This is a genomic window from Enterococcus sp. LX10 (assembly GCF_023539285.1).
GTDB classification, from domain to species: Bacteria; Bacillota; Bacilli; order Lactobacillales; family Enterococcaceae; genus Enterococcus; species Enterococcus faecalis.
In genome coordinates, this window is record NZ_CP092784.1 from 1,706,322 (window position 1) to 1,731,904 (window position 25,583).

Below are 25,583 nucleotides of genomic sequence, written 5' to 3' on the forward strand. Positions count from 1 at the left end.
ATTTATAATAAATGTTACTACTGTTTGAGGAGGAGTTTTCATGTCTGCAACAAAAGAGCAATTGGAACTATTTTTATTTTATTTATCTGAAACCCATACAAAAAGTTTATCTTTACATGACTTAGTTACAAGTCGACCACGCCCAGAAGAAGCGCGTATTTTATTAAATATTAACGAGGTTTGCACTTACTACCATAGCGCTCGTGTTCTCTACACAAGTGTTCCTGCTCTTGAAAACAACAAGTCTGAGCCTTTTTTCCAAGCCTTCGAAAATTTTTATTTTGAATTAAAACAACATTTTTTCAATGAAGAAGATGAAACCCATCAATTGAATGAACGTCTAGAGGAAATGAAAATTGCCTTTGAGCAATTGACGGATGACTACAATGTTCTATAATAGAAGAGAACAATTCGTTGAGAAGGGGTCCTTATGAAGCAAGAAGAAGTGATTGAACGTTTAAAAGAAGAACTAAATTTGCCATTTTTTAATGGCACACTAGAAGAAAAGAACTATTCTGAAGCAGATTATCAACAAATCAAGAAAGAGTTAATTCAATACTTTGATGATTATGTGCGAAATGTTGAAAATTAACAAGCTAAAACAACCTTTGATTTTTATAAAATCAAAGGTTGTTTTATTATTAAATAAAAAAATAACAAAAAAACCACCGGCAGTTTTGCCGATGGAAAAGGAGTATTTACTCAATAAGAGTAAAATGAAAAATAAAAAGGTTGTTGTTGGTATGAATTAATAATACAATACACTTTCTCTTTTGTCCATAAAAAAGACATGAAAAAAATATTAAATTCGTTAGTTATTTTTATTAGTTTTTTATTTTTTCAAAAGAATGTTGCTCATCCGTGTAATGGCAAAGGTTAATTCATCCGTTGCTTGATCCTGCTTTTCCTCTGAAGCATTAAATAAATCTGCATCAATACCTGTTTCTGGATCTGTTGCTAAAATCATTTCATTGCATCCTGCTACATATTCTGTATAAGCATGTTGAAATTTTTTATGAATGCCAAGTACTTGTGGCGTCGGTTTTAATGTTCCGACTTTTTTGAGCATTAATTCATATTTTTCAGTACCTTCTTTAAATTTTGCTTGAATTTCTGCAATTCGTTCGGCTGTTAAATCATTCACTTTATTCTTATCAATCGCTTGACGAACTTCTTCGTAATATGGATTCATGACTTCGCCAATATCTTCTGTTGTTTTAACGATATCATTGATTGTTTGAACGTAAAATCCTAAATTTGGTCTCATAACCATCCCTCTTTTCCCTTTTCTCTTTCACTCCATTTTACACTTTTTCTATTCCATCTGACAAGTGGCACTTTTTCAGTCTTTATTCTTTTGATTTTTAACAGAGAAAACATAGTGAGGCATCGTTTTGCCACGGTATGTTTTAATGTATCGATCCCTAACAAGCATCTGGTTTCGAATAGCGACATTCATAGAGGCTAAGTTCGTATCACGAATCGTTGAAATAACTTCTGGAAAATTTAATACATCGAATGCGTATTGCTTTGTCGCTGCGGCAGCTTCAATCGCATACCCTTTGTGCCATTCTTTTCCACATAAATGATAACCAATTTCTGGATAGCTCTTGCCTTTTACTAATTGATTGGTGAGGCCACACTCGCCGATAACTTCGCCTGTTCGCTTCTTCTCTAACGCCCATAAGCCGTAGCCGCATTCTTGATAGGACTGTAAGTTCCACTTTAGCCAGTTTGCAACCTCTTCATCAGAAAAAGCGTGTTCATAGGCATACATCACATTTTCATCTTGCAAAAATTTTTTCAATTCCACTTCATCTTCCATCTGCCATTCTCTGACAATAAGTCGTTGTGTTTCGAAAATAATTTTCCGTTTCAAGCCCTTTCACTCCTTACATAAAGAAAAATTGACTGGTTTAAGTACCAGCCAATTTTCTTTACTTATTTATTAAGCACCTTTACCTGCTTTACGTTGGAAGAACTTCACAATTTCCACAATTGGGATGATAGCAAAAGAAGTACCTGCTACAATTGCCCATTGATATGCATCTAAATGTGTGACGCTGAATAAATCATTAAATCCTGGAATAACAATCGTTGCAGCTAATAGCAAGAACGAAACAAGAATCCCATAGTTAAATGATTTGTTGCGGAATAAGCCAACTTTGAAAATTGATTGATAAATCGACTTCACATTAAAGGCATGGAACAATTGAATTAATCCCAAAGTAGCGAAGGCCATGGTTAAAGCATCGCCGTGTTGTAAATCATACAACGCTTGCGCCGATAAGTTTGTGTTAGCCGCGGTATGTGCTGGGAACATAATTGACATTTTATACACAATCAAAGTCAATGCCCCTTGCGTAATCCCTTGGTAAACAACACTGCTTAAAACGCCGCCAGAGAAGAAGTTCGATTTTTTACCACGAGGTTCATGGCTCATCACATCACGTTCTGCTGGTTCCACACCTAACGCAATCGCTGGGAAAGTATCCGTTACTAAGTTAATCCACAATAAGTGAACAGGTAACAAGGTATCCCAATTGAGCATTGTTGCAATAAACAAGGTTAATACTTCCCCTAAGTTAGCTGAAAGTAAATATTGAATCGTTTTTTGGATATTTGAGAAGACTTTACGTCCTTCTTCTACCGCTACAATAATTGTTGAAAAGTTATCATCGGCAAGGACCATATCTGAAGCACCTTTTGATACTTCTGTTCCGGTAATTCCCATACCAATCCCGATGTCAGCAGCTTTTAAGGCTGGGGCATCATTTACGCCATCACCAGTCATCGCAACCACTTTTCCTTCTTGTTGCCACGCTTTAACAATCCGAACCTTGTGTTCTGGTGAAACACGAGCATAGACAGAGTAGCGTCCCACGACTTGTGCGAATTTTTCATCTGACAATTCATTTAATTCAGCGCCTGTAATGACTGCATCGTCGTCGCCTTCTTTGATGATGCCTAAACGTGCCGCAATTGCTTCTGCTGTATCACGGTGGTCACCCGTAATCATAATTGGACGAATACCCGCTTCTTTCGCGACTTTTACAGCATCTGCAGCTTCTTTTCTTTCTGGGTCAATCATACCGACTAAACCAGCAAATGTTAAATCTTTTTCCACAAGTTCAGAACTCATTTCGGCTGGAATCGTCTCAACATATTTATAAGCCATTCCTAAAACACGTAAGGCTTGTTTCGCTAATGAAGTGTTGGTTTTTAAAATTTCTTGACGTTTTGTTTCATCTAATGGACTTGTTTCTCCATTTGATAAGATTTCCGTACAACGTTTCAATAATTCATCTGGTGCACCTTTGACAGAAACTAGGAAGCCACCTGTTTTTAATTCATGAACAGTAGTCATTAATTTACGATCAGAGTCAAAAGGAATCTCTGCCACACGAGGTTCAGCTGCTACTTTTTCGGTTACGTTAAACGCATGATCTAAACCAAATTGTACTAAGGCAGTTTCTGTTGGGTCACCAATTAATGAACCATCTTGAGCGATTTTTGTATCATTCGTAAAGTTCATGATTTTTAAAGCCATATTATCAGCAGGAATTTCTGTGGAAGCAGATAAAACTTGACCATCTGTATACAACGCTTCAACGGTCATTTGATTTAAGGTTAACGTACCTGTTTTATCTGAACAGATAATATCTGTACTTCCTAATGTTTCAACGGCTGGTAACTTACGGACAATCGCATTTTTCTTGGCCATTTTTTGAGTCCCTAAAGCCAAAATAATCGTGACAATCGCTGGTAATCCTTCTGGAATTGCCGCTACAGCTAACGAAATTGACGTTAATAACATGTCAATCCATGAACGACCATTCATCATTCCTACCACAAACATCACCGCTGCAATGACTAAAATGGCAATTGTTAACATTTTACCCAATTGGTTTAAGTTTTGTTTTAAAGGCGTTTCCGTTTCTTGTTCGCTTGCTAGCATGCCAGCAATTTTACCGACTTCTGTATTCATTCCTGTGCCAACCACAACGCCAAGACCACGTCCATACGTCACATTACTATTGGAATAAGCCATATTGATTCGGTCACCGATACCAATATCGGTTCCCTCTAAGATGGTTACTTCTTTTTCAACTGGAACAGATTCACCGGTTAACGCTGCTTCTTCAATTTTTAAGCTATTCGCTTCCAATAAACGTAAATCAGCTGGAACGACATCCCCTGCTTCTAATAAAACAATGTCGCCTGGTACTAATTCATCACTTTTAACAGTAATGACGTGTCCATCACGGCGAACATTCGCATTTGGTGAAGACATTTCTTTTAATGCTTCAATGGCTTGTTCCGCTTTGGCTTCTTGAATGACCCCAAAGATGGCGTTCAAGATAACAACCACTAAGATGATAATCGAGTCTACCACATCATGGGAAAAGACGGCTGAAATGACCGCTGCCGCTAATAAAACAATAATCATAAAATCTTTGAATTGCTCAAAGAATTTCACGGCAAGTGATTTTTTCTTCCCTTCATCTAGCACATTTTCCCCGTACGTTTCTAAACGCTTTTGAGCCTCCTGTGCACTTAATCCATCAGTTGTTGTGTTCATTTTCTCCAAAACAACTGTGTCGTCTTGTGCGTAAAACGCTTCAGACAATTGTGTTTTCTTTTCTTCTGACATGTTCTTCCTCCTCTATTTTTTGCAGCATCCTCCAAGTACTATTTTACATTTCATCAAAAATAAATGAAAAAAAATAGACTTGTGTATGCTACTTCGTCGAACATACATAAGTCTCACCGTTTAAGACAACACCAGAAATTGCTTTCGGAGTTGGTGATGTTGTCACAGCATAAATACTGTCAGTTACTCCCTCATGAAAAAACTATTTAACATTGATTGGAGAACCAATGTTATGAATAATTACTTAATTAGTATACCGTTTTCCACTCTTTTTTTCAAATAAAAGTTCTGCTCATTTGAAAAAAACTGAAATCCTTTCATTCGGATTCCAGTTTCTTGATTTGTATTCGTAAAATACGCTGTTGTCCCCGCTTTCTCGACCAACTAATAACCCAAGAAAGTAAGAAAAGACTAATCACGGTTCCTTCACGAACAAAAATCGGCAAATGATAACTAATGGACAATCCTAGTGCTAAACTGACACAAAAAATATCAACTAAATAACGATAAAACTGAAAACTATAGCGCGTTCTTTCAGAAATAAGTGTACAAAATTTTTCAATGGGAAATTGCAAAACACCTAGCGCAACTACCTGTCCTGTCCCGATTCCTGCTATGATTGTCCCTAAAATAAATAGAACAATTTTAACCAAATAATTTTGAAAAACAAGCGAACCAAATAATTGATATAAGAAAAAATTAATGACAAAACCAAAGCCAATTAACGCCACCAAAATAATCAAATAGTCCTGAATTTTACGCTGCTGATCTAACAACCAACACGTGCCTAAAAAAGCGAAATTGATAGCTGTGGTAACAGTTCCGACTTTTAAATGAGTAAGTGTTGCGAAGGTCACATTAAATGCATTAAAACTACTAACTCCAATGCCTGCTTGAATTGTCAAACTGATGCCCAATGCACTAATTAAATAAAAAAGAAACGATAGCACAATTTTTTTCTTCCACATTATAAAAACTCCTCTACTCTTGATACGTCTATTATGTGCTACAATAGAAGAAACAAATAGGAGATATCTCCTATTATAAGGAGAAAAAAATGCTTAAAACAGCCTACCAACGATCACCGAAACAAGAATTAGCTAAAAATACGCCTTTTTTTAATGAAACTGATTTAAAACACAGTTTTATTATCGATTTTGAAAATCAAGAATTCATTCATCACCAAGCAGAGCCATTAAATTATCTTTTTTATTTAATCAAAGGAAAAGCGAAAATTTTAAAAACAGAACGCAATGGCCGCCAATCCATTGTTCAGTTTTTAACGACAGGTGATTTAATTGGCGATTTAACATTAGTTCAAGCGGAAACGATAACCAAGGACGTTATCGCCTTAGGTGAAACCTGTTGTTTGGCTGTACCTTTAGCTTACGCAGAAACTGTTTTAAAAAACAAGGTACTTTTTATGCAGCAACTCAGCCATTATCTAGGGAAAAAAATGCTCCAACGGGTGGACCACTTTACAACGAATCAGACCTATGAACTAAGTTATCGGCTAGCGGAATTGCTATTGGTTGCCGCTAATCACGAAGATGTTTATAAAGAAAAACATACTGAGATTGCCGAATACTTAGGGGTTAGTTATCGCCATCTTATTTATACCTTCAAACAATTTCGAGAGCGCGGCTTTATTCAAAAACAAGGAACTGCTTATCACATCAACCGCTTAGCGTTACATTCTTTTGTAAAAAAAATGAAGAGTTAAAGTGGTGGATTGTTGACAAATAATGCGCTTCCCGCTACCCTATTCTTATTAATAAGAAAGAAGGGACAGCAATGGAGCAAGCAGCATTTACTGTATCTAGTTGGCAAGAACAACCGATTGACAATCTTAATGAAAATTTCCCAGTGAATCAAGCGAGCGCTACTTATCAATTGTCAGGCGCCTTATCTGGGACAGCTTCTGTGGAATACTTAATGACTTATCAAGGCTCTTCAATGGCAGATGGGCTTGAAGCTATGGCTCAAGTGGTCGGTTTCCTACATTTCGAAGGAACTTATTTAGGAAAAAAAGGCACCTTTACTGCTTGCGAAAAAGGGACGTTTACACAGGGTCTTTTAGACTGCCCAGGTGAACTATTTCAAGCATCAGGTGAGCTTGCCGGTTTATCCGGTCGCTACACTTATGAATTTAGTCAAGAAGAAGCGCTTCTTCATTTAGACTTTGTATAATAAAAAATTTTAAGGAAAGTTGGTGACATTATTTTACTTATTTTAAATTTGGCGGTTGTAAAAGACAATGGGTGTTTTTGATTAGATTAAACTTTTAAGGAGAAAAATCATGAAAAACACCCGAAACACCGTCCCATCATTACTAATTATTATTTTGCTTGTGGGATTTCCACAAATCAGCGAGTCGATTTTCACACCTATTTTGCCAGCGCTTAGTTCTGCTTTTAACATTCACGATAGCGTGGCACAATTAACCATGAGTATTTATTTTGTTGCCTTTGCCGTTGGCGTTTTATTCTGGGGAATTCTATCCGATACGATTGGACGTCGCCCAGCTATGTTATTAGGAATTTTATGCTATTTAATTGGAAATATTGGCCTTTTTTTGAGTCCGACATTTCCTTGGCTGTTATTCTTCCGTTTAATTCAAGCATTTGGTGCAAGCGTTGGTTCTGTTATTACCCAATCGATGATGCGGGAAAGCTTTAACGATCTTCAAAGAGGGAAAATTTTTGCTCAAACAAGCGCTGCCCTATCGCTATCTCCTGCCATCGGACCCTTAGTCGGCGGACTTGTTCAAACCTATTTTGGCTATCAGCATGTCTTTAGCACCTTAATTGTCATGGCTGTTCTATTACTTTTCTATAGTTTTTATCGTTTACCAGAAACCTTTCACTTAGGAAATACCTTAACGAAAGCGCCTTTTTGGTCTGTGGCGAAACGCCTTTCCTTCGACTCGAAAGTTTGGTGCTACGGCTTATTGATTGGTGGCATTAATGGTTTATTATTTAGCTACTATGCAGAAGCCCCGTTTATTTTCATCAATCACTTTGGCTTTAGCAGTGTCCAATATGGCTTTCTTGGTTTAGTTTTAGCTGTGTCTAGTATTCTTGCTGCGGTTCTTATCAATTGGTTGCTGGGATATTGGTCAGCGGAAAAAATTGCCTTTGCTGGTTTGCTGCTAAGTATCTTTGCGGCTTGCTGTTTATTAATAATGACACAATTTGAAACAATCATTGGTCTTATTTTGTTTATTTTTCTCTTTTTCTTAGGGATTAATATTACTTTGCCCAATGCCTTAAGTATGGCCTTAAAAGGCTATGAATCTGTAATTGGTACTGCCAGTGGGATTTTTAGTTTTGTCTATTACTTGTTTGTTAGTTTCTTTACCTATTTGATTAGTTACTTTCACAATGGTACCATTTGGGTCTTGCCGCTTTACTTTTTAAGTTTTGCTTGTCTGTTAGCTTTCAGCTATTATGTCATTGTTTATCGTAAAACTTTAAAATAAAAATCAAAAAACACACGAATGTTTCGTGTGTTTTTCTTAGCTAAAAAATTGATTTTCTAAACTATATTGCTTCCCTGAAACAATGTCATATTGAATCAGTCGGTATTCCTCATATAGTTGTTCTTGCTTTTTATTCATTTCTACTGTTTTTTTCCATTCCCCACCGAGATAATAATTCCCCTTTTCAAAAGCAGGCAATTGTTCTTGTACCTCATTTAGCATAGCGTAAAATCCCGATTGCGGTAAGCCACTTTGTTGGAAAAGTGAGGGAGCAAAATAAAATGGACTAATGGTTGCTTGATGCTGATTTTTTTCTGTTAACTGGTCCGCCGTATCATACATTAGAAATTCTGTCTGGTGAAGGGCTGCCCCTTCATTCAACGCTTGAATGTTTTCATCATAAATACTTGGTAAGTGATCTCCCCAAAAAACGACTAATGTGCGTTTGGGCATTTTTTCGATTTCTTGTAGGAAATTTTTCAAAGCTTCGCTACTGTAGGCAATATCTTGCAAATAATTATTGAGCGCGACTTGATTGCCGTTTCCTTGAGAAAAATAATTGGAGGTTGTGTATTTGTTTTCATAGGGCATATGTGTTTGCATAGTAACTAAATGAATGAATTGCGGTTGCTCTTTTTCTTTAAGCAGTGTCGTCACTTCCTGATATGCTGCTTGATCTGAAATGTAAGGATTATTTTCTAGTTTATCTGTATAGTTCATTGTTTTTTCATTGATAAATTGATCAAAACCTAAAATTTTATACACATCTTTTCGTTTATACATAGATGTATTGTACGGATGAATAGCCGTTGTTTGGTACTTTTGTTCCTTAAGTAATGAAACAATGGAAGGCAATTCCGTCATCTTAGGAATCATCATTGTATAAGGTGTAGTCATTTGGGCATTCATTAATTCCATCGAAAAACTTGTTAAGGCTTCAAATTCAATATTCGCAGTTCCGCCCCCGTAGTTTTGTGAAAGCATCTGGCCGCTGTAAGTTTTATCAGCGATTTGCTGATAATCAGCTAAAGGATTACCAATAATGGACAAGCCTTTCAGATGATCTGGATTTGAAAAACTTTCACTCATGACAAACACAATATTGGGTTGCTCATTGCTCGGCACTGTTTTCGCCTCGGCCAACTTTTGATATTTCTGAGTAATTTCTGAAATAGCTTCTTTTGAATAACCCTTTGGTTGGTCCATAGCCTCTACTTTTAAATTATATAGAAAACCACCAATAAATCCCGTATTGTAGTAATTCATTTTTTGGCTGTAAGGAATCCATAACGCGGTTTTATTATAGGCTTTACGTAACAAATTTTGCGGATTGTTAAAATCACCAATATATGAAAATAGACTAATCGAAAGAACAAGACTTAACACACGAATCGTTTGTTTTTTCTTCGATAAAAAGAAACTTTTATAAAAGGCTTTTCCTAAGAAAAAAAGTGCTACACAACATAACGCTACCACAAAAATAAACGGCCATAAACCAACCATTTCTTTTAATAAACTAACTTCTGTAATCATTTTTAAGTCGTCTGGGTAAATAGGTTCGACACGATAAAACATCTTTTGATAGTCCGCAAATCCTAAAACACCTATTATGACACTATATAAAAGAGCGCCAACTCCTAATGAACCTGCCAAACTACATAAAAAAAGTAAAAAAACACTTAGCACAAAACAACCTAAGAAAAACTTTTCCGTATGCCACGAAAAAGCAAACTTGAAGGCTAAATCAACAGACAAGTTATTCTGACACCATTGCAGATATAAATTACTAAAAATAATTAATATGATGAACCCGATTCCATACAGAAGATAGCGGTAGGGCCATCGTTTAATTTTCTCAACTCTCTTTTTCACATCGATCTCCTATTCAAAAACTAGTAATGTATTTATTTTATGCTTCTTGAAAAAGAATGTAAAGAAGTAGCTAACAAAGAAGTCTAAGGAATAGTAAAGAAAAAATGTTATTTGTTGCAAAAATAATTTTCCAGTGGTATAGTAACAATGGAATTTCGTTATCAGTTATCGTCGCCTTTTTAGAGTACTTTATGAAAGGAGAATAACTATGACTTACAAAGTAAAAAACATTCAATACCGTATTCAATTAGACACAGACAAAAATATTTTCATTGTTTTTGATGCAAAAAATGAAAGTAAAACAGCAACTGGTCACACAATTGAAGAAGCAATTGCACACTTAAAACAATTAAACTAAGGAGTGACAAACATTTCCATGCAAGACCCTTTAGGTAGTTATTTAAGCTAAAAGCCGTTTAGTAAAGAAAAAATACTAGACGGTTTTTTTGTATCCTCTTCGCCTTTTATTTTTTACATAGTATACTGAAACAAACGGAGGTGTTTTTAGATGACCATCATTGCAAACTATATACGCCAGCAATCCCAACATCAAACACAGTTAACAGAAATCTACCAAGCAATTTTAGCGGTTGTTCCTCAGGAGACTACTGAAAAAATCGCTTATGGAATGCCGACCTTTTACTTAAATGGCAATTTAGTGCATTTTGCGGCGGCCAAGCAACATTTAGGTTTCTATCCTACGCCATCAGCCATCCAACGTTTCAGCAAAGAATTACGCCCTTTTAAAACCTCGAAAGGTGCCATTCAATTTCCCTACATGCAAGAGTTACCTCTTTCGTTAATACAGGAAATAGTTAAATTCCGTGTACAAGAGAACATGAAGAGCGTGGGACAAAAATCACTTTGAATTTTTGTCCCACGCTCAAAAACTGATAAACGGCGGGAACAGAAGCAACTCCTTCGGAAATAAGCCGAAATTCCTCGAAAGACGAAAAGCATCTTTCGGAAATTCCTTCTTATTGCTGAGAAACACTATTTGCAAAGCAAATAGATGTTAAACAGTACCTACTTGGTTCTCGGAGTTAAACACTTCTGTCCCGACCTCTTCATGTTCTTAAAATTTTTTCCATCGCTTTTCCCTTGGCCAATTCGTCGATTAATTTATCTAGGTAACGGATTTTTTGCATTAAAGGATCTTCAATTTCTTCCACGCGATAGCCACAAATTACGCCTTTGATCAATTGGGCGTTTTCATTAAAATTGGGTGCTTCTTCAAAAAATGTTTCCATCGTTACTTTTTGAGCCAATTGTTGCTGCAAGCCTTTTTCATCATAACCAGTTAACCAGTAAATAATTTCGTCAACCTCCGCTTGCGTTCGATTTTTACGTTCTACTTTTTGGATGTATAGCGGGTAAACACTGGCAAAGGTCATTGTATAGATTTTCGGTTTTGTCATTGGTTTTCCTACTTTCTGAAGTATTCTCTCTTCAGTCTACCACAGGCTTACTGGAAAAAGAGGCTATTTTGTCTTAGTAATCAAATTGACGATAATAACGACGAATCTCTAATGGGTGACAATTTAATTTTTCTACATGCGCATCAATTCGTTGCGTTACCGCATGCATTAGGAGAAATGAAACAACTCGACCACGATATTTTTCACTAATTCCTGGAAGTTCATACGCTTTCGAATCAATAATTGTATAATTGGCACAGATTTTCGGCAATAATTTTGCTACTCGTTCTGCCAATGGTCGCTGCTCGTCTTCTCCAATAAACAACGTTACTGGCGTAGTTTCATCTACAATTTCTAGCGTTCCATGTAAGAACTCTGCTGCATGAATTGATTTTGAACGAAGCCAACTTTGCTCTTCCCAATAGCACATTGCATAAGAATAGACCGCTCCCCATTGGTTTCCTGCGCCAATAAAATAGTGAATGCTATCATGACGATGTTTTTCCGCAAAAGCTAAGCCAAACGCATCGGCACTTTTTTCGGCTTCAGCTAAACCTGTAGGCAAATATTCTTCCAATTCTTGGTAATAATTTTCGTAATCTGTAAATTCGTTGTTTTTTTGCATTAAACGATCAGCTACCATAAAGAACTTGATTTGCTCAGTTCCTGGGGCTGGATAAGTCACCACATAATCACATAAATCTGCTAAAAGACTATCTTTTGCATCAATAAAACCAAATAGCGTTGCGCCGACCTTTTTGATTTCTTGAACGGCTTGCACCACTTCTTGTGTTGTCCCAGTAACGGAAGACAAGATGACGAATGATTTTTCTGTTAAACGTTTATTGCCTGTTGTGTAATACTCAGCAGCATGTTGAACATAGATTGGTAAATTACTTTTTCCATTCGCATAAGTAACTGCTTGCATGGCTGAAGCATAAGTACCGCCGATTCCTAAATAATAGACCGCATCAAATCCTTTCGTCCAAACTTGATCAACAACTTTTTCAACATCTGAACGCAAGGCTAAGGCACCTCGTATGTCTTTGATTTGTTGTTCTTCATTAAATTTTAACATGGCTGATTTCCCTCTTTCTTTGCTATTTTACTTTTTAGGACACAATCAAAATCATCAAAAATCCGTTGAGATAAATCAATTCCTTTACTTGTAGCTACTTGATACGCCAAATATTGAAATGGAATAACTAATAATAAAGGACTAATTTTTTCTTCGACATCACTTGCTAACTCTAACGTATTTGATGCTCTCGTTGAACGCGTTGTAATTGTGTAACATTGGCCAACATAACTGGCTAGATAGTTTTTCAAGGCTTGGCTACGTGCTTGAATAGGACTTTGATTTTCAATAAAAAACAAAAGATGTGTAGTATCCGCTTCAAGATAAGGCCCATGCATATAGGCTTCGACTTCAAATCCTTGGGAAGGTAAGCGAACTGTTTCTGTAAACTTCGTCTCAAACTCTTTTGCCGTACCGATATTAGGCCCATAACCAATTGCGATAAATCGTGTCCCCTCTGTTAATTCTTTTTTCGTTTTTTGCCAAAATTGTTCGGTTTTATAAATCACCGAATCGATTTCCTGAATTGCTTTGGCAAGTTTTGCTAATTCTTCTTCAACCTCTACTTTTGTTAATTGATGCTTTTGATAGCCCAGTTTCAAACCAAATAGAAATAAATTTAAAAGTGTTGCCGTATAGCCTTTTGTGACAAAACCAACTGTTTCAAGCCCCATTTTTAAATCCAGGACTTCATCCACAACCTCCGTAATCGGGCTGGTGACATCACTTGTCAAGGCCACTGTTTTTACAGACGTTTGGTTTTTAATTTTTGCAATGGCATCAATTGTTGAAGCACTTTTACCACTTTGCGAAACCGCTACGACCAGATCAAACCGATCATCCACTTTGCCATAATGAGCAAAATTGAACGGCTCTTGGATTTCCACATAAATAGGCGCCACTTCTTCAAGGTAAACTTTAGCCGCCTGACAAGCGTTATGTGACGAGCCAGTTGCTAAAATTAGACAGTGCGTGACCTTTGAAACGTCTGTATCATTTAATTGAAATTGGTTAAGAATCTGAGTTAGAGCTGCTTGCTCCTCATTTATATAATCCAGCATCGTTTTCATATTTTGCCTCCTAAAATAGACCAATTAATGAGCCAAGAATTCCGACAATTGCCATGCCACCTAAAATCGCTAAAGGTTTTACTTCTTTTTTCAATAAATAAAAAACAAAACCAAAAGATGCAAGCGGTAATAATTTAGGCATGATATCGTCAAAGATATTTTGAACCGTGACTGCATTTTTCCCACTTCCGCTGATTGTAATCGGGATAGTTAAATCAATCATGGAGGCGGTCATAGCACCTACTACCATCAAGCCAATTATTGAAGCGCCTAATGTGAGACTTTCCATCATGCCATTTGCTTGAATCTTTTTGAGAAAACCAGTTCCTAATTTATAGCCCCAACGATTCAGTAAATAACGAACAATCACATGGGGGACGTTAAAAATGAGTAAAAATAGAATTGGCCCTAACACATTCCCTTGTAAAGCTAACGAAGTTCCAACACCTGTTGCAATCAAGCGTAAGGTTCCCCAGAAAAAGGAATCACCTAAACCAGCTAAAGGTCCCATTAACGAGGTTTTAATACTATCGATTGTTCCAACTTCAAAATTTTCATCCAGAACATTTTCTTCTTCCATTGCAGCATTAATTCCTAAAATAAACGTCACGATATGCGGCGTAGTATTAAAGAAAGCAAGATGCCGTTTTAAAGCTGCCGCCATCTCTTCTTTTTGAGGATATAATTTCTTTAAAATAGGGATCATGGCATAGACATAAGCCATATTCATCTGACGTTCATAATTCCATGAAAATTCCATTTGAAATGAACGCCAAAAGACTTGATTAAGTTCTTTTTTTGTAATTAAGTTTTCTGTCTTAGTTTTAGAAGTCTTCGTCATCATCAATTGCCTCCCCACTTGTTGTTTGTATTGTTTCATTCTTTCCTTTGGCATAATTCATGATATTCACAACAATTACTGCTGTAATGGCACCCAAAATTGCTACTCCTGTTACAGGTAACTTAAAGTAGGCCATTAAGACAAAACCTAAAAAGAAATATGGCGCCACTTGTTTGTTAATCAGTAAGCGTGCAAGCATCGCAAATCCTAGCGCTGGAATAATCCCCGTTGCAACAGACAACCCATGTTGAATAAATTCAGGGATCAGATCAAGTAAGCCTTTAATGGTGTTGCTGCCCACGGCAAATGAAATAGTTACAATGAGCGCTAGCATGAACGATAAGCCAAAGCCTGCGAGTAAATGCATGCGCTCCACCCCTTTATATGCTCCTTCTTCAGCATACTGATCAGCTTTTTGACTCATGATTGGGATGAGCAAACCCAAATAAATATTTTTAAGAATCAACGTTAACGTTGCGATTGGCAAGCCTAAGACTAAGGCTGTTTCTGTTCCTGCGCCAGCAGTAATAGCAAACGCTGTACCAAGAATCCCACCAGTCACTACATCAGGTGGGATTGATGCGCCCACTGAAAAAGAACCGATGAAAGCTAACTCTAAGGTCGCGCCCATGATTACGCCCGTTTTGACATCACCTAATACAATTCCGACAAATAAACCGGTTACAATTGGTCTTGAAAGCAACGAGGTTCCTAAAGCATATTCCGACTGCGCAATAAAAGCGATGCAACCTAAAAGAATCGCTTGTCCTATCATTTGTATTTCTCCTTTCTACAAGACATTTAATACTGCTACTTTTTTGTCATTTGGGACTTGTCGAATTTCAACTTCACAACCATTTGCGACCAATTCTTTAACCATTTTTTCTTCATCCGGCGTAATATTAATTGCTTTAGAAATGTTTCGAGTATTTTCCCTTACTTTCATCCCTCCTAAGTTAATTTCTTTTATTTCTGGATAAGCAGTAGCCAATCGATAAGCATCTTCCACACTCTCAACTACAATAAAAAGTTTGTATTTTTCTGTAACACCACTTTTTAGTGCGGCAATCGCATCTTCAATCGTTTTAATGACCAGTTTTACTCCTGCTGGCTTAGCTAGCTTAATGGTTGTTTTTCGAATATCATTTTTAGGTACGTCATCATTTGCGATTAAAATACAATCGGCGCCTAAGCCTTGGGTCCATGAAAAAGCCACTTGACCATGTAACAAGCGATGATCGACTCTTAACAATTTAATCATTTCATTTCCTCCTAAAATTCTTCTTCTAAAATTTCTTTACTAGATAACTCGTTACAATAACAAAGACTTTCTTGTCCGTTTTCAACGGCACGTTTTACTAAATCAACTAATGAATCAACAGTATTTATTTGGGTATATATTTCAATTAACGTTGCTAAATTTAATCCTGAAATTAAATGCATTGCTTGTTTCCCCACATAATTAAAGAATTCGTTATTCACGCTTCCGCCAAATAGGTCTGTAATCACAATTAATTCATTTTGTTGATTGTTCTTTAAAATGTCTTTGACTGTCTTAGCTAAATCATAAGGTTGTTCCATATAAGCGCAAAGACATTCCACATTCTTTGTTTCACCACAAATTAAAGCTAATGATGTCTGAATCCCTGCAGCGAAATTACCATGTGTTGCCAGAATAATTTTACGTTCCATTTTCTTCACCTCACTTACTTCTTTATATAGCAAAAAGAGTGCCAAAAAAGTGGCACTCCCTCCTTTTTATTTTAAAAATCGCTTTCTGCGTTGTTAAACTCCGTTTTTCCAAACAACACATCATAGACATAAAAAAGCTCCGATTCAGGTATATTGACACTATAAACTTTTTCAATGACACTAAACGCCTCTTTTAACTCTTGCAAGACCGTTCTTTGACACTGCTTTAGTTGTTCAGCGCCATTATAATTTTCAATAGGTTCATTCCGGATTAATCGTTCAATTAAACAACTGACATGGACATATACCGCTAATTTACGATCATTTTGAATTGTTTGTTGCCACCGCTCTTCTAATTGAATTAAAAAGACTTCTACTTGTCGAATAATTTTTTCTGTATCTAAAATCGTCACTGATTGAATGACCCGATCTAATGAAAAGTTACGAATCAACTCATGATTTACATAGGACAGCATATCTTTAGTTAATTCTCTCTTTGTCCATTCTAAAAGGGTCGTAATTCCTTTTCCTGCAATCAACTCTTCTAAAGAGATATACGGGAGGTCATTTGAAGACGGGTTGTTTGTACCGATGATGCCGACAATCTCATATTCTGGAAAACTTTCTTTGATCGACTCTGCATTACGTAATTGATTATATTCACAAGGAATAATCTTTAATTGTGCTTCCGCAGGTAAACTTTTTCCAAGTAAATCTCTAATTTTAACGGCTGTGCCAATTCCGGTACTACACGTTGTTAAAATGACACGTTCCGTTTTATTTTCAGGTAATATGATTTCCCATTCATTTGGATGAACCGTTAACGCTTTTTGGGGCAATTCTTCAAAAGAAACTTCGTCTTTAATGGCTTCTCCTATAGACAGAGCCAAGCTTGTTGTCACATTATTCATTAATAAAAAAGGACCTTCTTCTTCTGCCGGAAAATACTGATAAATTTCTTTCAATGAACCCATATCAAAAAGAATTACTAAACCATTCCTCGTTTCTTGACGTTCCATATAGTGAATTAAGTGTTCGGAAATTTTTTTGGGAGTAACATCTAACGGCATGTCAAACGATTGAAAAATTGGCACATCTAACAGCCGATTTGCAACATTCGCAATACTACTTGCTGTGGCATATCCGTGGGCAACAATCACCGCTTTCGGATAGTGACTTTCCTTTACTGAACCCGAATAGTGAAGATAAATGGTGACAATAATTCGATCCATCTGGGATAGTTCAATATCTAATGAACGTTTCACTAAAGTTAACAGTTGTTCAGCGTAGCCATAACTAGTTGCTAATTTGGTTTGAACTTCTGTTAAAAGTTCGTCAATGACTGTTGTAGGTTCTTTTTCTGGAAACCAATCAATACATCTTCGTTGAAACAGATAGGTGCTTAATGCATAGACTAAACTGCCATTAAACCGAATTTGATAAGACGATTCAATCGTTTCCAATAATTGACGGATATTTTGCGTAATAAACAATAGCATTTCGTGATTTTTCTCTCGCTTCTTTTCAAATAATAAATCATCGAATAAGCGTTCAATTTCTTTCGAGATGTCGTTATTAGCAGTGGAAAGATGATGATGGTGAGAGACATAAAGACGAAGGATTCGTTCATAACTCTGGATAATTCTTCTTTGCGCAAGCTCTGTTTCCTCTAACAAACTAACCAGATTTGTTTGCTCATCTAAACGAATAGGCAATTCATTTTCATCAGGAGCTAGTTTGATTGATTGATCCAGAAATTCTTTCGGTAGATCGTGCAAAGTGATTGGAATAACACGTTTATCAAGATTGGCGGCAAAGCTGCGTGCAGTAATAATTTTTATATTATTTCTTAATTCACCTACATTGCCTACATAATGGTGGTTTTCTAAAAGTTGGATAACTTGTGGCGTGATAGTAACTGCTTTTTGAATAGCTTGCTGTTCCTCATAAAATGCTCGCATAATTAATTGTTTTCTTTCCGCTTGAGTGCGTTCAGCAAGACTTGGGATTTTAATTTGAATAGGAATTCGTCTTAAAAATGTCGTTAAAAAGGTGCTAGAAATTTCTTCAGTTGTGGCAAAGCACAACCGACACGTAACAGGAATGGGCCGATTGGTTTCACCCATTCGATAAATAATACCCTGATCTAAAAATGTAAACAATTTTTCCTGCCCTTCAGGACTCAAACGATGAACTTCATCTAAAAATAAAACGCCCCCTTCTGCACTTTGAAAGGCCCCAATTTTATCGGAATCTGCTCCCGTAAAAGCGCCTTTAAGATGTCCAAATAATTGACTAGTTAAAAGCTCTGGATTGTTGGCATATTGCGCACAATTAACTGTTACAAAAGGTGCTGAATCGTCAAGTAGTTCTTTTGAAAGACAAAACTGATAATATAAGGATGCTAAAAAACTTTTACCCGTACCACTTTCACCTGTAATTAAGACAGGCAATCCACCGCCTGGATAAAGCGCTGCCATTTTTAATTGTTCGATGGTCTGGGCTAAACTACCGCGATAACCAATGACCGACTGAAAAAAATCACTTTTGCGATCAAAAACAGGCTGTTCATCGATCATTTCTTGGAAACTTTGATAAACAGTTCTTTTTAAAAGATAGTTTTGTTGCTGAAACGCTTCTTTATGAAAAAAGTAAACTGGTCGTGTATTGATCTTAACTAGAATTCCTTCTTCGTTTAACTGATTTAAATAGTGACTAGCTGTATTTCGTTTGATAGAAAATGTCGTTGCAATATTGCTTGCTGTGAAAATTTCACTGACTAAAGATGGTTCAAAAAAAGCTGTTTGATTGCGTAAATAATCAACAATTTGCGTTTTTAACATAAAATCACCTCTCATTTATCATAACGTACCTAAAAAAAACGTCAATATTCAAAATTTCTTTTGTTATTTTTCTTTATATAAAGGAGCCCATTTTTTATGTTATTTAATCACAGGAACCTGATTCTATCATTGCAGAATAGGCTTTCATTCAGTATACTGTAAATAGAGGAACAAGAAACGAATTGGATAATTAGGCACTGAAAGAACGCACCACCGTTCTGAATGTTTCGAAACACACAACAGGTTATCGAAATGGCCATTGGAGAAAAATTCCTTTTTCTCCGAGGTTAGCGATTGTGACATGTTGCAATCGTTTTTTGTCCTTAAAATGTTGAGAAAAAGAAAAAAGGCACTTTGCATGTCAGCACCACCTGACAAACAAAGCCCTTCATAGACAGCACAACCTATCTATTCCAGTTGCCTTTTTTGCTAGTTACACTAGCTAATTTTAGTGTACCCGATTTTCAGTGAAATTACTAGCATCTTTAAAATTTTTACTGAAACGATCAGCCTGTGCAATGAACTAGTTTTCTTCAGCGGCGGCAACCGCTGAGAAGCTTTTTCTCAAATTTTAAGTGAATAATGTATCATAAACTTTTTTGGCATATCCATCCGTCATATTACATACAAAGTCCACCGCCATTTTCAAACGATAATAGTCTTTTTCTGCTTCTGTAGCGTTCTTTGCTTCTCTTCTATACAACGCTTTCGCGCTTTCCGAAATATTATTAAAGATTCGCTCCTCATACTTATTCATGGAAACTTTTTCGTATTTTAGTACGACTGGAACAAATTCATCTAGTAAACGATTGATGATATTGAAGCCCAATACCTCTTGATCCAAAATTGTTTTTGTTTGAAAAACATAGGCTCTAGAAAAGTTTTTTAATGCCTGAAAGCATTTCACTTCATCACAATCTTCAATGATAATTTCATTATGATAGATACCTCTCATAATTAAGTCATAATGATTAGCAAAATTTTTCGCTACGCTTTGACAAACAGCCCTTTGTGTCTTTCTCAAAAATTCTTGTAAGGTAGCTTCTTCTGTTTTATCTTTTTCTAACATTAAAAATTTTTTTGTTCCTGTTTGCGCATCAACAAACTGCTTTAAATCTTGATAGCTGTATAAACCATAATTATAGGCATCTTCGATATCTGAAAAAGTATAGGCGATATCATCTGAAGCTTCTAACAAAAAGACTAATGGGTGTCGCTTATTTTGTGTTCCTGTCGCAAATTTAATGGCGTTAAAGACTTGTTTTTCCGAGTAAAAATAGCCAACTTTTTTAGACAAAAGCTGTTGCTTATTTAATTGATCTGAAGATGCCGTATATTTGATAACTGTATCTAATGTCGTGGCTGTTAGTTTCATTCCTGCTTTAGAAGTCCCATTATCATGATGTAGTTTTGTTAAAAGTCGGATGGTTTGAGCGTTTCCTTCAAAGTTAAGAAAATCATTTTGTTGTTGCTCCGAAAAATCAGACCAACAAGCATACAAAGGACCATTTTTTTCAAACCAAATACGAATGGCTTCTTCCCCAAAATGTCCAAAAGGGGGATTGCCAATATCATGGATTAATGCAGCTGTTTCTAACAACCGATAGCATTCTGATAATTCCATAACCTCAATGTTTCGTTCGTTCAACTGTGAAATAACTAATCTAAGTATATCCCTGCTATGCATTGCCACTTCTAAGCTATGCGTTAAACGCGTTCTTACAAAATCATTACGTTCTAAAGGAAAAACTTGTGTTTTGTCTTGTAAACGTCTAAATGCATCACTTTTAATTACTCTACGATAGTCACTATCAAAAGATTTACGAAGTTCTGGGGCTAAATCAACTTGCTTATTTAACCAGTCATTTTGATATTGTTTGCCATTATCAGAAATACGATATGTACCAACCAACTGACGCCAATTCATTTTCATTTATTACCTCCTCCAATTACTCTACCTTCTCTAAATAAGAGACGTAAATATTTTTACATTTCCCAATATCACTAAATTCCCGATTGTTATACGCCTTATCCTTTTTCAATTTAAACCGCACTTTTTCGCCTTCTTGAAAAGTTCCCCACGTAAGAAAAAAGAATAGCCAATGGCTTTCATCCTCTGATAGCGTGTCTAAACCTAAACTTTTAGGCTCAATTAAGCTAGGTAATTTAAAACAGTCATACACCCCTTTTGCTGTGCCATACACAGGACGATGAGTGCTAAGAGTCGTTTCAAAATATCCCTTTTCATCAGGTTTTAAATAACTTGCTTGCCGAATCAGTTGTGTCAGTTTATTTTGGAATGGCTGAATATTTTTCTCAACGTTTAGTTCAAAATCTGGCTCAGCTTGTACATCCGTGTCATGAGATAACTTTTTTAATAAGCAGTTGATTTCATTAGTACTTGTCTTATCATTAAACGCAATCGCCAAACGCTCACTGCTAATAACACCTTTCATATCTTTCATAGAAAAATTATTTAACGCAATTGGATAGTGTTTATCTGATAGCATCCAAGAAGCACCCATTTCGTTTAAACATGGAATACTCTGATAATAATGATCAGATAAAAAATACAGCATGACAGGTTGATTGGTTAGCTCCCTTTTAATCGTGTCAAAAATTAATTCTCCTGGCTGTACACCTGTTTCAATAGTGGAACTATAAAAAATATCCTGTGTTCGAAACCCAAACTTTTTCAACAATTGGATAAACGCATCCACATATTCTTGATCCTTTGAACTATGACTAATAAAAATCTTTTTCCCGTTGCTCACTACTCAACATCCTCCAAGTTAAATTTGTGTTTTCATTTTTTTGTGAAATTATATACTATTTCTTTAAGCGTACAGCGTTATCTGAAACCAGTCAATACTAAAATTATAAAATAACAATTATTTTGTTTTATTAATTTTTTATATAATGTTATTTTGTTAATGTTTTGTTATTTTTAAACAAGTGATTATAGAGCAATGTACGGTTGAAATTATTTCCAATCTATTTTTTTCAATATTTTTATAAATATAAAAAAACACGCCTTTCTTTGCAGAAAGGCGTGTTTTTACGTCCGAGTATAAGGAGAATTGATTCATTAACCAATTGTCCCTTTAAGCGTTATTCATTAAATGAATTATTTGTTTTTTAAGTTGTAGAAAGATTTTAAGCCTTTGTATTCAGCTACATCGCCTAATTGATCTTCAATACGTAATAATTGGTTGTATTTAGCAATACGGTCAGTACGGCTTAATGAACCAGTTTTGATTTGGCCAGCGTTTGTTGCAACAGCGATATCAGAGATTGTTGAATCTTCTGTTTCACCAGAACGGTGAGATACAACTGCAGTGTAGCCAGCTTCTTTAGCCATTTCGATTGCTTCAAATGTTTCAGTTAAAGTACCGATTTGGTTAACTTTGATTAGGATTGAGTTAGCGATACCTTTTTCGATACCTTCAGCTAATTTAGTTGTGTTTGTTACGAATAAATCGTCACCAACTAATTGAACTTTGTCGCCTAATACTTCAGTTAATTTTTTGAATCCGTCCCAGTCGTTTTCGTCTAAGCCGTCTTCGATTGAAATGATTGGGTATTTAGAAACTAATTCTTCGTAGAACGCGATCATTTCTTCAGTTGTTTTTTCGCCTTCGCCTGAGTCAGCTAAAACGTAAACGCCTTTTTCTTTATCGTAGAATTCTGAAGAAGCAGCATCCATAGCAAGAACAACGTCTTTACCAGGAACATAGCCAGCTTTTTCGATAGCTTCGATGATTACTTCGAAACCTTCTTCGTTTGAACCTAAGTTAGGAGCGAAACCACCTTCGTCACCTACTGAAGTAGCTAAGCCGCGACCTTTTAAGATTGAAGCTAATGCGTGGAATACTTCTGCACCCATACGTAAAGCTTCTTTGAATGTAGGCGCACCTACAGGCATGATCATGAATTCTTGGAAGTCAATACTGTTGTCAGCATGTGATCCACCGTTGATGATGTTCATCATTGGAGTTGGTAATACTTTTGTATTGAATCCGCCTAAGTAATGATATAAAGGCACTTCTAGGTAATCAGCAGCAGCACGAGCTACGGCGATAGACACACCAAGAATAGCGTTAGCACCTAATTTACCTTTGTTAGGAGTTCCATCTAAATCGATCATTGCTTTATCGATAGCCATTTGATCGCGTACATCGTAACCGATGATTGCTTCAGCAATGATGTTGTTTACGTTATCTACAGCTTTAGTAACACCTTTACCTAAGTAACGAGCTTTGTCGCCATCACGTAATTCAACTGCTTCGTATTCACCAGTTGAAGCTCCTGAAGGAACCATTCCACGGCCGAAAGCTCCGCTTTCAGTGTAAACTTCTACTTCGATTGTTGGGTTACCGCGTGAGTCTAAGACTTCGCGTGCGTAAATATCAGTAATAATTGACATGTTTTGTCTCTCCTTTGAGTTTGTATTTATACTAAGGGGATTCCCTCATGTATGATTGTAGTTAATTCTCGCAAACTATGCAAACATTTTTTTGCAAAAGTCATTGAGAAAACGTTACCGTTAGTGATTTCTTATTTTACAGCATCTAATAAAGCTAAGAATGAATCTGCTTCTAAGCTTGCGCCGCCGACTAAAGCACCGTCAACGTTTTCTTTTGCCATATATTCAGCGATGTTTTCTGGTTTAACAGAACCACCGTATTGAATACGAACAGCTTCAGAAACTTCTTTGCCGTATAATTTTTCAACTGTTGAACGAACAACACCACAGATTTCATCTGCAATATTAGCATCTGCAGATTTACCAGTTCCGATTGCCCAGATTGGTTCGTAAGCGATAACCATTGAAGCAACTTGTTCGTTTGATAAACCAACTAAGCCGTTAGTGATTTGACCTTCGATCCATTCCGCTGTTTTACCAGCTTCATACGTTTCTAAAGTTTCACCACAACAGAAGATTGGTGTCATACCATTTGCAAAGATTGCTTTGGCTTTTTTATTGATATCTTCATCTGTTTCGTGGAAATATTCGCGACGTTCAGAGTGTCCGATAATCACATAGTTCACACCTAAATCTGCAATTGCAGCTGGTGAGTTTTCACCAGTGAAGGCACCAGCGTTTTCCCAGTAGCAGTTTTGTGCAGCTAATTTCACTTCAGAATCTTTTAGGTTCCAAGCTAAAGGAGCTAAGAATAATGCTGGAGATCCAATCACAGCGTCAACAACATCGTTTGATGGAACAGCATTTTTGACTGCTTCTGCAAAGCTTTGTGCTTCGCTTAAAGTTTTGTTCATTTTCCAGTTACCAGCGATAATTGGTTTGCGCATGAAAAGCACATCCTTTTCTTTTTTTAAAAATATTGTCTTTTAAACTGATTATTTATCGTTAATAGAAGCTAAACCTGGTAAAGTTTTGCCTTCTAATAATTCTAAACTTGCTCCGCCACCTGTTGAGATGTGAGAGAATTTGTTTTCGTAGCCTAATTGAATTGCTGCAGCAGCAGAGTCCCCGCCACCGATGATTGTTGTTGCGTCTTCTAAATTAGCAATCGCTTCACAAACACCAATTGTTCCTTTGGCAAAGTTACTCATTTCAAATACGCCCATTGGACCATTCCAAACAACTGTTTTCGCACCTTGTAATTCGTTAGCGAATAATTCAATTGTTTTTTCACCGATATCCAAGCCTTCTTCATCATCTGGGATTTCAGTTGAAGGAACCGTGTGGAAAGGAGCGTCATTGCTGAACTCTTTAGAGACAACTGTATCAACCGGTAAAACTAATTTGTCGCCAGCTTTTTCCATTAAGCTTTTTGCTAAGTCCACTTTATCTTCTTCAAGTAAAGATAAACCAACACTATAGCCTTGTGCTTTCATGAATGTGTAAGCCATACCGCCACCGATTAAAATTTTGTCGGCTTTTTCAATTAGGTTTTCAATGACAGCGATTTTGTCAGAAACTTTTGCGCCACCCAAGATTGCTACGAATGGACGTTTTGGATTTTCAACAGCTTCGCCGATGAATTTAATTTCTTTTTCCATTAAGAAACCAGCAACTGTTGGGATACCAGTTGAAGCAATTCCAACGTTTGAGGCATGTGCACGGTGTGCAGTACCAAAAGCATCATTGACAAATACATCGCCTAAAGAAGCCCAGTATTTACCCAATTCAGCGTCATTGCCGCTTTCTTTTTTGCCGTCAACATCTTCAAAACGAGTGTTTTCAAATACTAAAACGTCGCCGTCTTTCATATTGTTAACAGCGTCTTCTAATTCTTTACCACGTGTTTCTGGAACAAAAGTAACTGGTTGACCAAGTAATTCGCTTAAACGTTCAGCCACTGGTTTTAATGATTTGCCAGCTTTGTCTTCTTCTGTTTTTACACGACCTAAATGAGAGAAAAGAATTGCTTTTCCGCCATTTTCAATCACGTATTTGATTGTTGGTAAAGCCGCTACGATACGATTATCGTTTGTGATCACGCCATCTTTTAACGGAACGTTAAAGTCAACACGGACAAGGACTTTTTTGTCTTTTAAATCTACATCTTTAATTGTCTTTTTAGCCATGAGTAGACCTCCTGTATTGTCAATTTTAGGATTTTTCTTTTTTAAAAAAAGAAAGCGGAGAAGCGCGTTGCTTCCCCGC

The 25,583-nt window shown here is 36.4% G+C and carries 26 protein-coding genes; 7 read left to right on the forward strand and 19 right to left on the reverse strand.

All coding sequences use genetic code 11. From position 1 onward, the window contains the following. Window positions 1–40: 40 nt before the first annotated feature. Together MKZ30_RS08120 and MKZ30_RS08125 are read left to right on the forward strand one after the other, a co-directional pair. Window positions 41–397, forward strand: coding sequence for a hypothetical protein (locus MKZ30_RS08120; protein WP_002419931.1), 357 nt, complete (start codon window positions 41–43; stop codon window positions 395–397). 33 nt (window positions 398–430) lie between these two features. Next, the gene (locus MKZ30_RS08125) at window positions 431–592 is read left to right on the forward strand and encodes a hypothetical protein (RefSeq protein WP_002357133.1); all 162 of its coding nucleotides are present in this window, start codon (window positions 431–433) and stop codon (window positions 590–592) included. Window positions 593–832: 240 nt separating this feature from the next. Here MKZ30_RS08125 and MKZ30_RS08130 read toward each other — a convergent pair whose 3' ends face one another. From MKZ30_RS08130 to MKZ30_RS08145, 4 genes are all read right to left on the reverse strand, one after another. Next, on the reverse strand, window positions 833–1,273 hold the full coding sequence (locus MKZ30_RS08130; RefSeq protein WP_002385841.1) for a hypothetical protein: 441 nt from the start codon (window positions 1,271–1,273) through the stop codon (window positions 833–835). A gap of 69 nt (window positions 1,274–1,342) precedes the next feature. Then, window positions 1,343–1,879 carry a GNAT family N-acetyltransferase gene (locus MKZ30_RS08135; protein WP_002425928.1) on the reverse strand — a complete coding sequence of 179 codons (537 nt, stop codon included), beginning with the start codon at window positions 1,877–1,879 and terminating at the stop codon, window positions 1,343–1,345. A 69-nt stretch (window positions 1,880–1,948) separates the two neighbouring features. Further along, a complete protein-coding gene (locus MKZ30_RS08140; protein ID WP_002419934.1) occupies window positions 1,949–4,654 on the reverse strand; it encodes a cation-translocating P-type ATPase in 2,706 nt (901 codons plus the stop codon). A gap of 317 nt (window positions 4,655–4,971) precedes the next feature. Beyond that, window positions 4,972–5,622, reverse strand: a complete 651-nt coding sequence (locus MKZ30_RS08145) for a YczE/YyaS/YitT family protein (RefSeq protein ID WP_002385840.1) — start codon at window positions 5,620–5,622, stop codon at window positions 4,972–4,974. Between the two features lie 89 nt (window positions 5,623–5,711). Between MKZ30_RS08145 and yeiL the strand changes: the two genes are divergently transcribed. The 3 genes from yeiL (at window position 5,712) to MKZ30_RS08160 (ending at window position 8,135) form a co-directional block, all read left to right on the forward strand. Continuing rightward, window positions 5,712–6,377, forward strand: coding sequence for a transcriptional regulator YeiL (gene yeiL / locus MKZ30_RS08150; protein WP_002419935.1), 666 nt, complete (start codon window positions 5,712–5,714; stop codon window positions 6,375–6,377). Between the two features lie 71 nt (window positions 6,378–6,448). Next, window positions 6,449–6,844, forward strand: coding sequence for a DUF3224 domain-containing protein (locus tag MKZ30_RS08155; protein WP_002419936.1), 396 nt, complete (start codon window positions 6,449–6,451; stop codon window positions 6,842–6,844). 109 nt (window positions 6,845–6,953) lie between these two features. Continuing rightward, window positions 6,954–8,135 carry a multidrug effflux MFS transporter gene (locus MKZ30_RS08160; RefSeq protein ID WP_002365813.1) on the forward strand — a complete coding sequence of 394 codons (1,182 nt, stop codon included), beginning with the start codon at window positions 6,954–6,956 and terminating at the stop codon, window positions 8,133–8,135. Window positions 8,136–8,171: 36 nt separating this feature from the next. Here MKZ30_RS08160 and MKZ30_RS08165 read toward each other — a convergent pair whose 3' ends face one another. Continuing rightward, window positions 8,172–10,007 carry an LTA synthase family protein gene (locus MKZ30_RS08165; RefSeq protein WP_010816611.1) on the reverse strand — a complete coding sequence of 612 codons (1,836 nt, stop codon included), beginning with the start codon at window positions 10,005–10,007 and terminating at the stop codon, window positions 8,172–8,174. 208 nt (window positions 10,008–10,215) lie between these two features. On the opposite strand from MKZ30_RS08165, the gene MKZ30_RS08170 reads away from it, so the two are divergent. Together MKZ30_RS08170 and MKZ30_RS08175 are read left to right on the forward strand one after the other, a co-directional pair. Continuing rightward, window positions 10,216–10,365, forward strand: a complete 150-nt coding sequence (locus tag MKZ30_RS08170; protein ID WP_002357118.1) for a hypothetical protein — start codon at window positions 10,216–10,218, stop codon at window positions 10,363–10,365. Between the two features lie 150 nt (window positions 10,366–10,515). Next, window positions 10,516–10,875, forward strand: coding sequence for an iron chaperone (locus MKZ30_RS08175; RefSeq protein ID WP_010816612.1), 360 nt, complete (start codon window positions 10,516–10,518; stop codon window positions 10,873–10,875). Between the two features lie 199 nt (window positions 10,876–11,074). On the opposite strand, the gene MKZ30_RS08180 is transcribed toward MKZ30_RS08175, so the two are convergent. The 14 genes from MKZ30_RS08180 to MKZ30_RS08245 form a co-directional block, all read right to left on the reverse strand. Beyond that, window positions 11,075–11,425: a DUF2200 domain-containing protein gene (locus tag MKZ30_RS08180; protein WP_002419678.1), complete on the reverse strand. Its 351-nt coding sequence runs from the start codon at window positions 11,423–11,425 to the stop codon at window positions 11,075–11,077. Between the two features lie 73 nt (window positions 11,426–11,498). Beyond that, window positions 11,499–12,503, reverse strand: coding sequence for an SIS domain-containing protein (locus MKZ30_RS08185; protein ID WP_002369188.1), 1,005 nt, complete (start codon window positions 12,501–12,503; stop codon window positions 11,499–11,501). Continuing rightward, window positions 12,497–13,573 (reverse strand): SIS domain-containing protein, encoded by a 1,077-nt coding sequence (locus MKZ30_RS08190; protein ID WP_002419679.1) that lies wholly within the window; start codon window positions 13,571–13,573, stop codon window positions 12,497–12,499. Before MKZ30_RS08190 ends, MKZ30_RS08185 begins: the two co-directional genes overlap by 7 nt. A 10-nt stretch (window positions 13,574–13,583) precedes the next feature. After that, complete coding sequence (locus tag MKZ30_RS08195) at window positions 13,584–14,417, reverse strand: PTS system mannose/fructose/sorbose family transporter subunit IID (RefSeq protein WP_002383120.1); 834 nt, start codon at window positions 14,415–14,417, stop codon at window positions 13,584–13,586. Then, window positions 14,398–15,189, reverse strand: a complete 792-nt coding sequence (locus tag MKZ30_RS08200; RefSeq protein WP_002419681.1) for a PTS mannose/fructose/sorbose/N-acetylgalactosamine transporter subunit IIC — start codon at window positions 15,187–15,189, stop codon at window positions 14,398–14,400. Before MKZ30_RS08200 ends, MKZ30_RS08195 begins: the two co-directional genes overlap by 20 nt. 15 nt (window positions 15,190–15,204) lie before the next feature. After that, window positions 15,205–15,675 (reverse strand): PTS sugar transporter subunit IIB, encoded by a 471-nt coding sequence (locus tag MKZ30_RS08205; RefSeq protein WP_002369184.1) that lies wholly within the window; start codon window positions 15,673–15,675, stop codon window positions 15,205–15,207. 11 nt (window positions 15,676–15,686) lie between these two features. Then, entirely contained in the window at window positions 15,687–16,106 is a 420-nt protein-coding gene (locus MKZ30_RS08210; RefSeq protein ID WP_002389037.1) for a PTS sugar transporter subunit IIA, read from the reverse strand. Window positions 16,107–16,177: 71 nt separating this feature from the next. Next, window positions 16,178–18,949, reverse strand: coding sequence for a sigma-54-dependent transcriptional regulator (locus MKZ30_RS08215; protein ID WP_010816613.1), 2,772 nt, complete (start codon window positions 18,947–18,949; stop codon window positions 16,178–16,180). A 144-nt stretch (window positions 18,950–19,093) separates the two neighbouring features. After that, the gene (locus MKZ30_RS08220) at window positions 19,094–19,309 is read right to left on the reverse strand and encodes a hypothetical protein (protein WP_002357102.1); all 216 of its coding nucleotides are present in this window, start codon (window positions 19,307–19,309) and stop codon (window positions 19,094–19,096) included. A gap of 211 nt (window positions 19,310–19,520) precedes the next feature. After that, on the reverse strand, window positions 19,521–20,882 hold the full coding sequence (locus tag MKZ30_RS08225) for a deoxyguanosinetriphosphate triphosphohydrolase (RefSeq protein WP_002419683.1): 1,362 nt from the start codon (window positions 20,880–20,882) through the stop codon (window positions 19,521–19,523). A 16-nt stretch (window positions 20,883–20,898) separates the two neighbouring features. Continuing rightward, window positions 20,899–21,723 (reverse strand): NAD(+) hydrolase TcpF, encoded by an 825-nt coding sequence (gene tcpF, locus MKZ30_RS08230; protein WP_002360036.1) that lies wholly within the window; start codon window positions 21,721–21,723, stop codon window positions 20,899–20,901. Window positions 21,724–22,076: 353 nt separating this feature from the next. Next, the gene (eno, locus tag MKZ30_RS08235; RefSeq protein ID WP_002357098.1) at window positions 22,077–23,375 is read right to left on the reverse strand and encodes a phosphopyruvate hydratase; all 1,299 of its coding nucleotides are present in this window, start codon (window positions 23,373–23,375) and stop codon (window positions 22,077–22,079) included. Window positions 23,376–23,506: 131 nt separating this feature from the next. Beyond that, window positions 23,507–24,262: a triose-phosphate isomerase gene (tpiA, locus tag MKZ30_RS08240; RefSeq protein ID WP_002362045.1), complete on the reverse strand. Its 756-nt coding sequence runs from the start codon at window positions 24,260–24,262 to the stop codon at window positions 23,507–23,509. A 48-nt stretch (window positions 24,263–24,310) separates the two neighbouring features. Continuing rightward, window positions 24,311–25,504, reverse strand: a complete 1,194-nt coding sequence (locus MKZ30_RS08245; RefSeq protein WP_002357094.1) for a phosphoglycerate kinase — start codon at window positions 25,502–25,504, stop codon at window positions 24,311–24,313. Window positions 25,505–25,583 lie beyond the last annotated feature (79 nt).

Coding starts and splice junctions, on each gene's coding strand:
- MKZ30_RS08120 (WP_002419931.1), top strand. CDS start 41: ATGTCTGCAACAAAAGAGCAATTGGAACTATTTTTATTTTATTTATCT.
- MKZ30_RS08125 (WP_002357133.1), top strand. CDS start 431: ATGAAGCAAGAAGAAGTGATTGAACGTTTAAAAGAAGAACTAAATTTG.
- MKZ30_RS08130 (WP_002385841.1), bottom strand. CDS start 1,273: ATGGTTATGAGACCAAATTTAGGATTTTACGTTCAAACAATCAATGAT.
- MKZ30_RS08140 (WP_002419934.1), bottom strand. CDS start 4,654: ATGTCAGAAGAAAAGAAAACACAATTGTCTGAAGCGTTTTACGCACAA.
- MKZ30_RS08145 (WP_002385840.1), bottom strand. CDS start 5,622: ATGTGGAAGAAAAAAATTGTGCTATCGTTTCTTTTTTATTTAATTAGT.
- yeiL (WP_002419935.1), top strand. CDS start 5,712: ATGCTTAAAACAGCCTACCAACGATCACCGAAACAAGAATTAGCTAAA.
- MKZ30_RS08155 (WP_002419936.1), top strand. CDS start 6,449: ATGGAGCAAGCAGCATTTACTGTATCTAGTTGGCAAGAACAACCGATT.
- MKZ30_RS08160 (WP_002365813.1), top strand. CDS start 6,954: ATGAAAAACACCCGAAACACCGTCCCATCATTACTAATTATTATTTTG.
- MKZ30_RS08170 (WP_002357118.1), top strand. CDS start 10,216: ATGACTTACAAAGTAAAAAACATTCAATACCGTATTCAATTAGACACA.
- MKZ30_RS08175 (WP_010816612.1), top strand. CDS start 10,516: ATGACCATCATTGCAAACTATATACGCCAGCAATCCCAACATCAAACA.
- MKZ30_RS08180 (WP_002419678.1), bottom strand. CDS start 11,425: ATGACAAAACCGAAAATCTATACAATGACCTTTGCCAGTGTTTACCCG.
- MKZ30_RS08185 (WP_002369188.1), bottom strand. CDS start 12,503: ATGTTAAAATTTAATGAAGAACAACAAATCAAAGACATACGAGGTGCC.
- MKZ30_RS08190 (WP_002419679.1), bottom strand. CDS start 13,573: ATGAAAACGATGCTGGATTATATAAATGAGGAGCAAGCAGCTCTAACT.
- MKZ30_RS08195 (WP_002383120.1), bottom strand. CDS start 14,417: ATGATGACGAAGACTTCTAAAACTAAGACAGAAAACTTAATTACAAAA.
- MKZ30_RS08200 (WP_002419681.1), bottom strand. CDS start 15,189: ATGATAGGACAAGCGATTCTTTTAGGTTGCATCGCTTTTATTGCGCAG.
- MKZ30_RS08205 (WP_002369184.1), bottom strand. CDS start 15,675: ATGATTAAATTGTTAAGAGTCGATCATCGCTTGTTACATGGTCAAGTG.
- MKZ30_RS08210 (WP_002389037.1), bottom strand. CDS start 16,106: ATGGAACGTAAAATTATTCTGGCAACACATGGTAATTTCGCTGCAGGG.
- MKZ30_RS08215 (WP_010816613.1), bottom strand. CDS start 18,949: ATGTTAAAAACGCAAATTGTTGATTATTTACGCAATCAAACAGCTTTT.
- MKZ30_RS08220 (WP_002357102.1), bottom strand. CDS start 19,309: ATGCAAAGTGCCTTTTTTCTTTTTCTCAACATTTTAAGGACAAAAAAC.
- MKZ30_RS08225 (WP_002419683.1), bottom strand. CDS start 20,882: ATGAAAATGAATTGGCGTCAGTTGGTTGGTACATATCGTATTTCTGAT.
- eno (WP_002357098.1), bottom strand. CDS start 23,375: ATGTCAATTATTACTGATATTTACGCACGCGAAGTCTTAGACTCACGC.
- tpiA (WP_002362045.1), bottom strand. CDS start 24,262: ATGCGCAAACCAATTATCGCTGGTAACTGGAAAATGAACAAAACTTTA.
- MKZ30_RS08245 (WP_002357094.1), bottom strand. CDS start 25,504: ATGGCTAAAAAGACAATTAAAGATGTAGATTTAAAAGACAAAAAAGTC.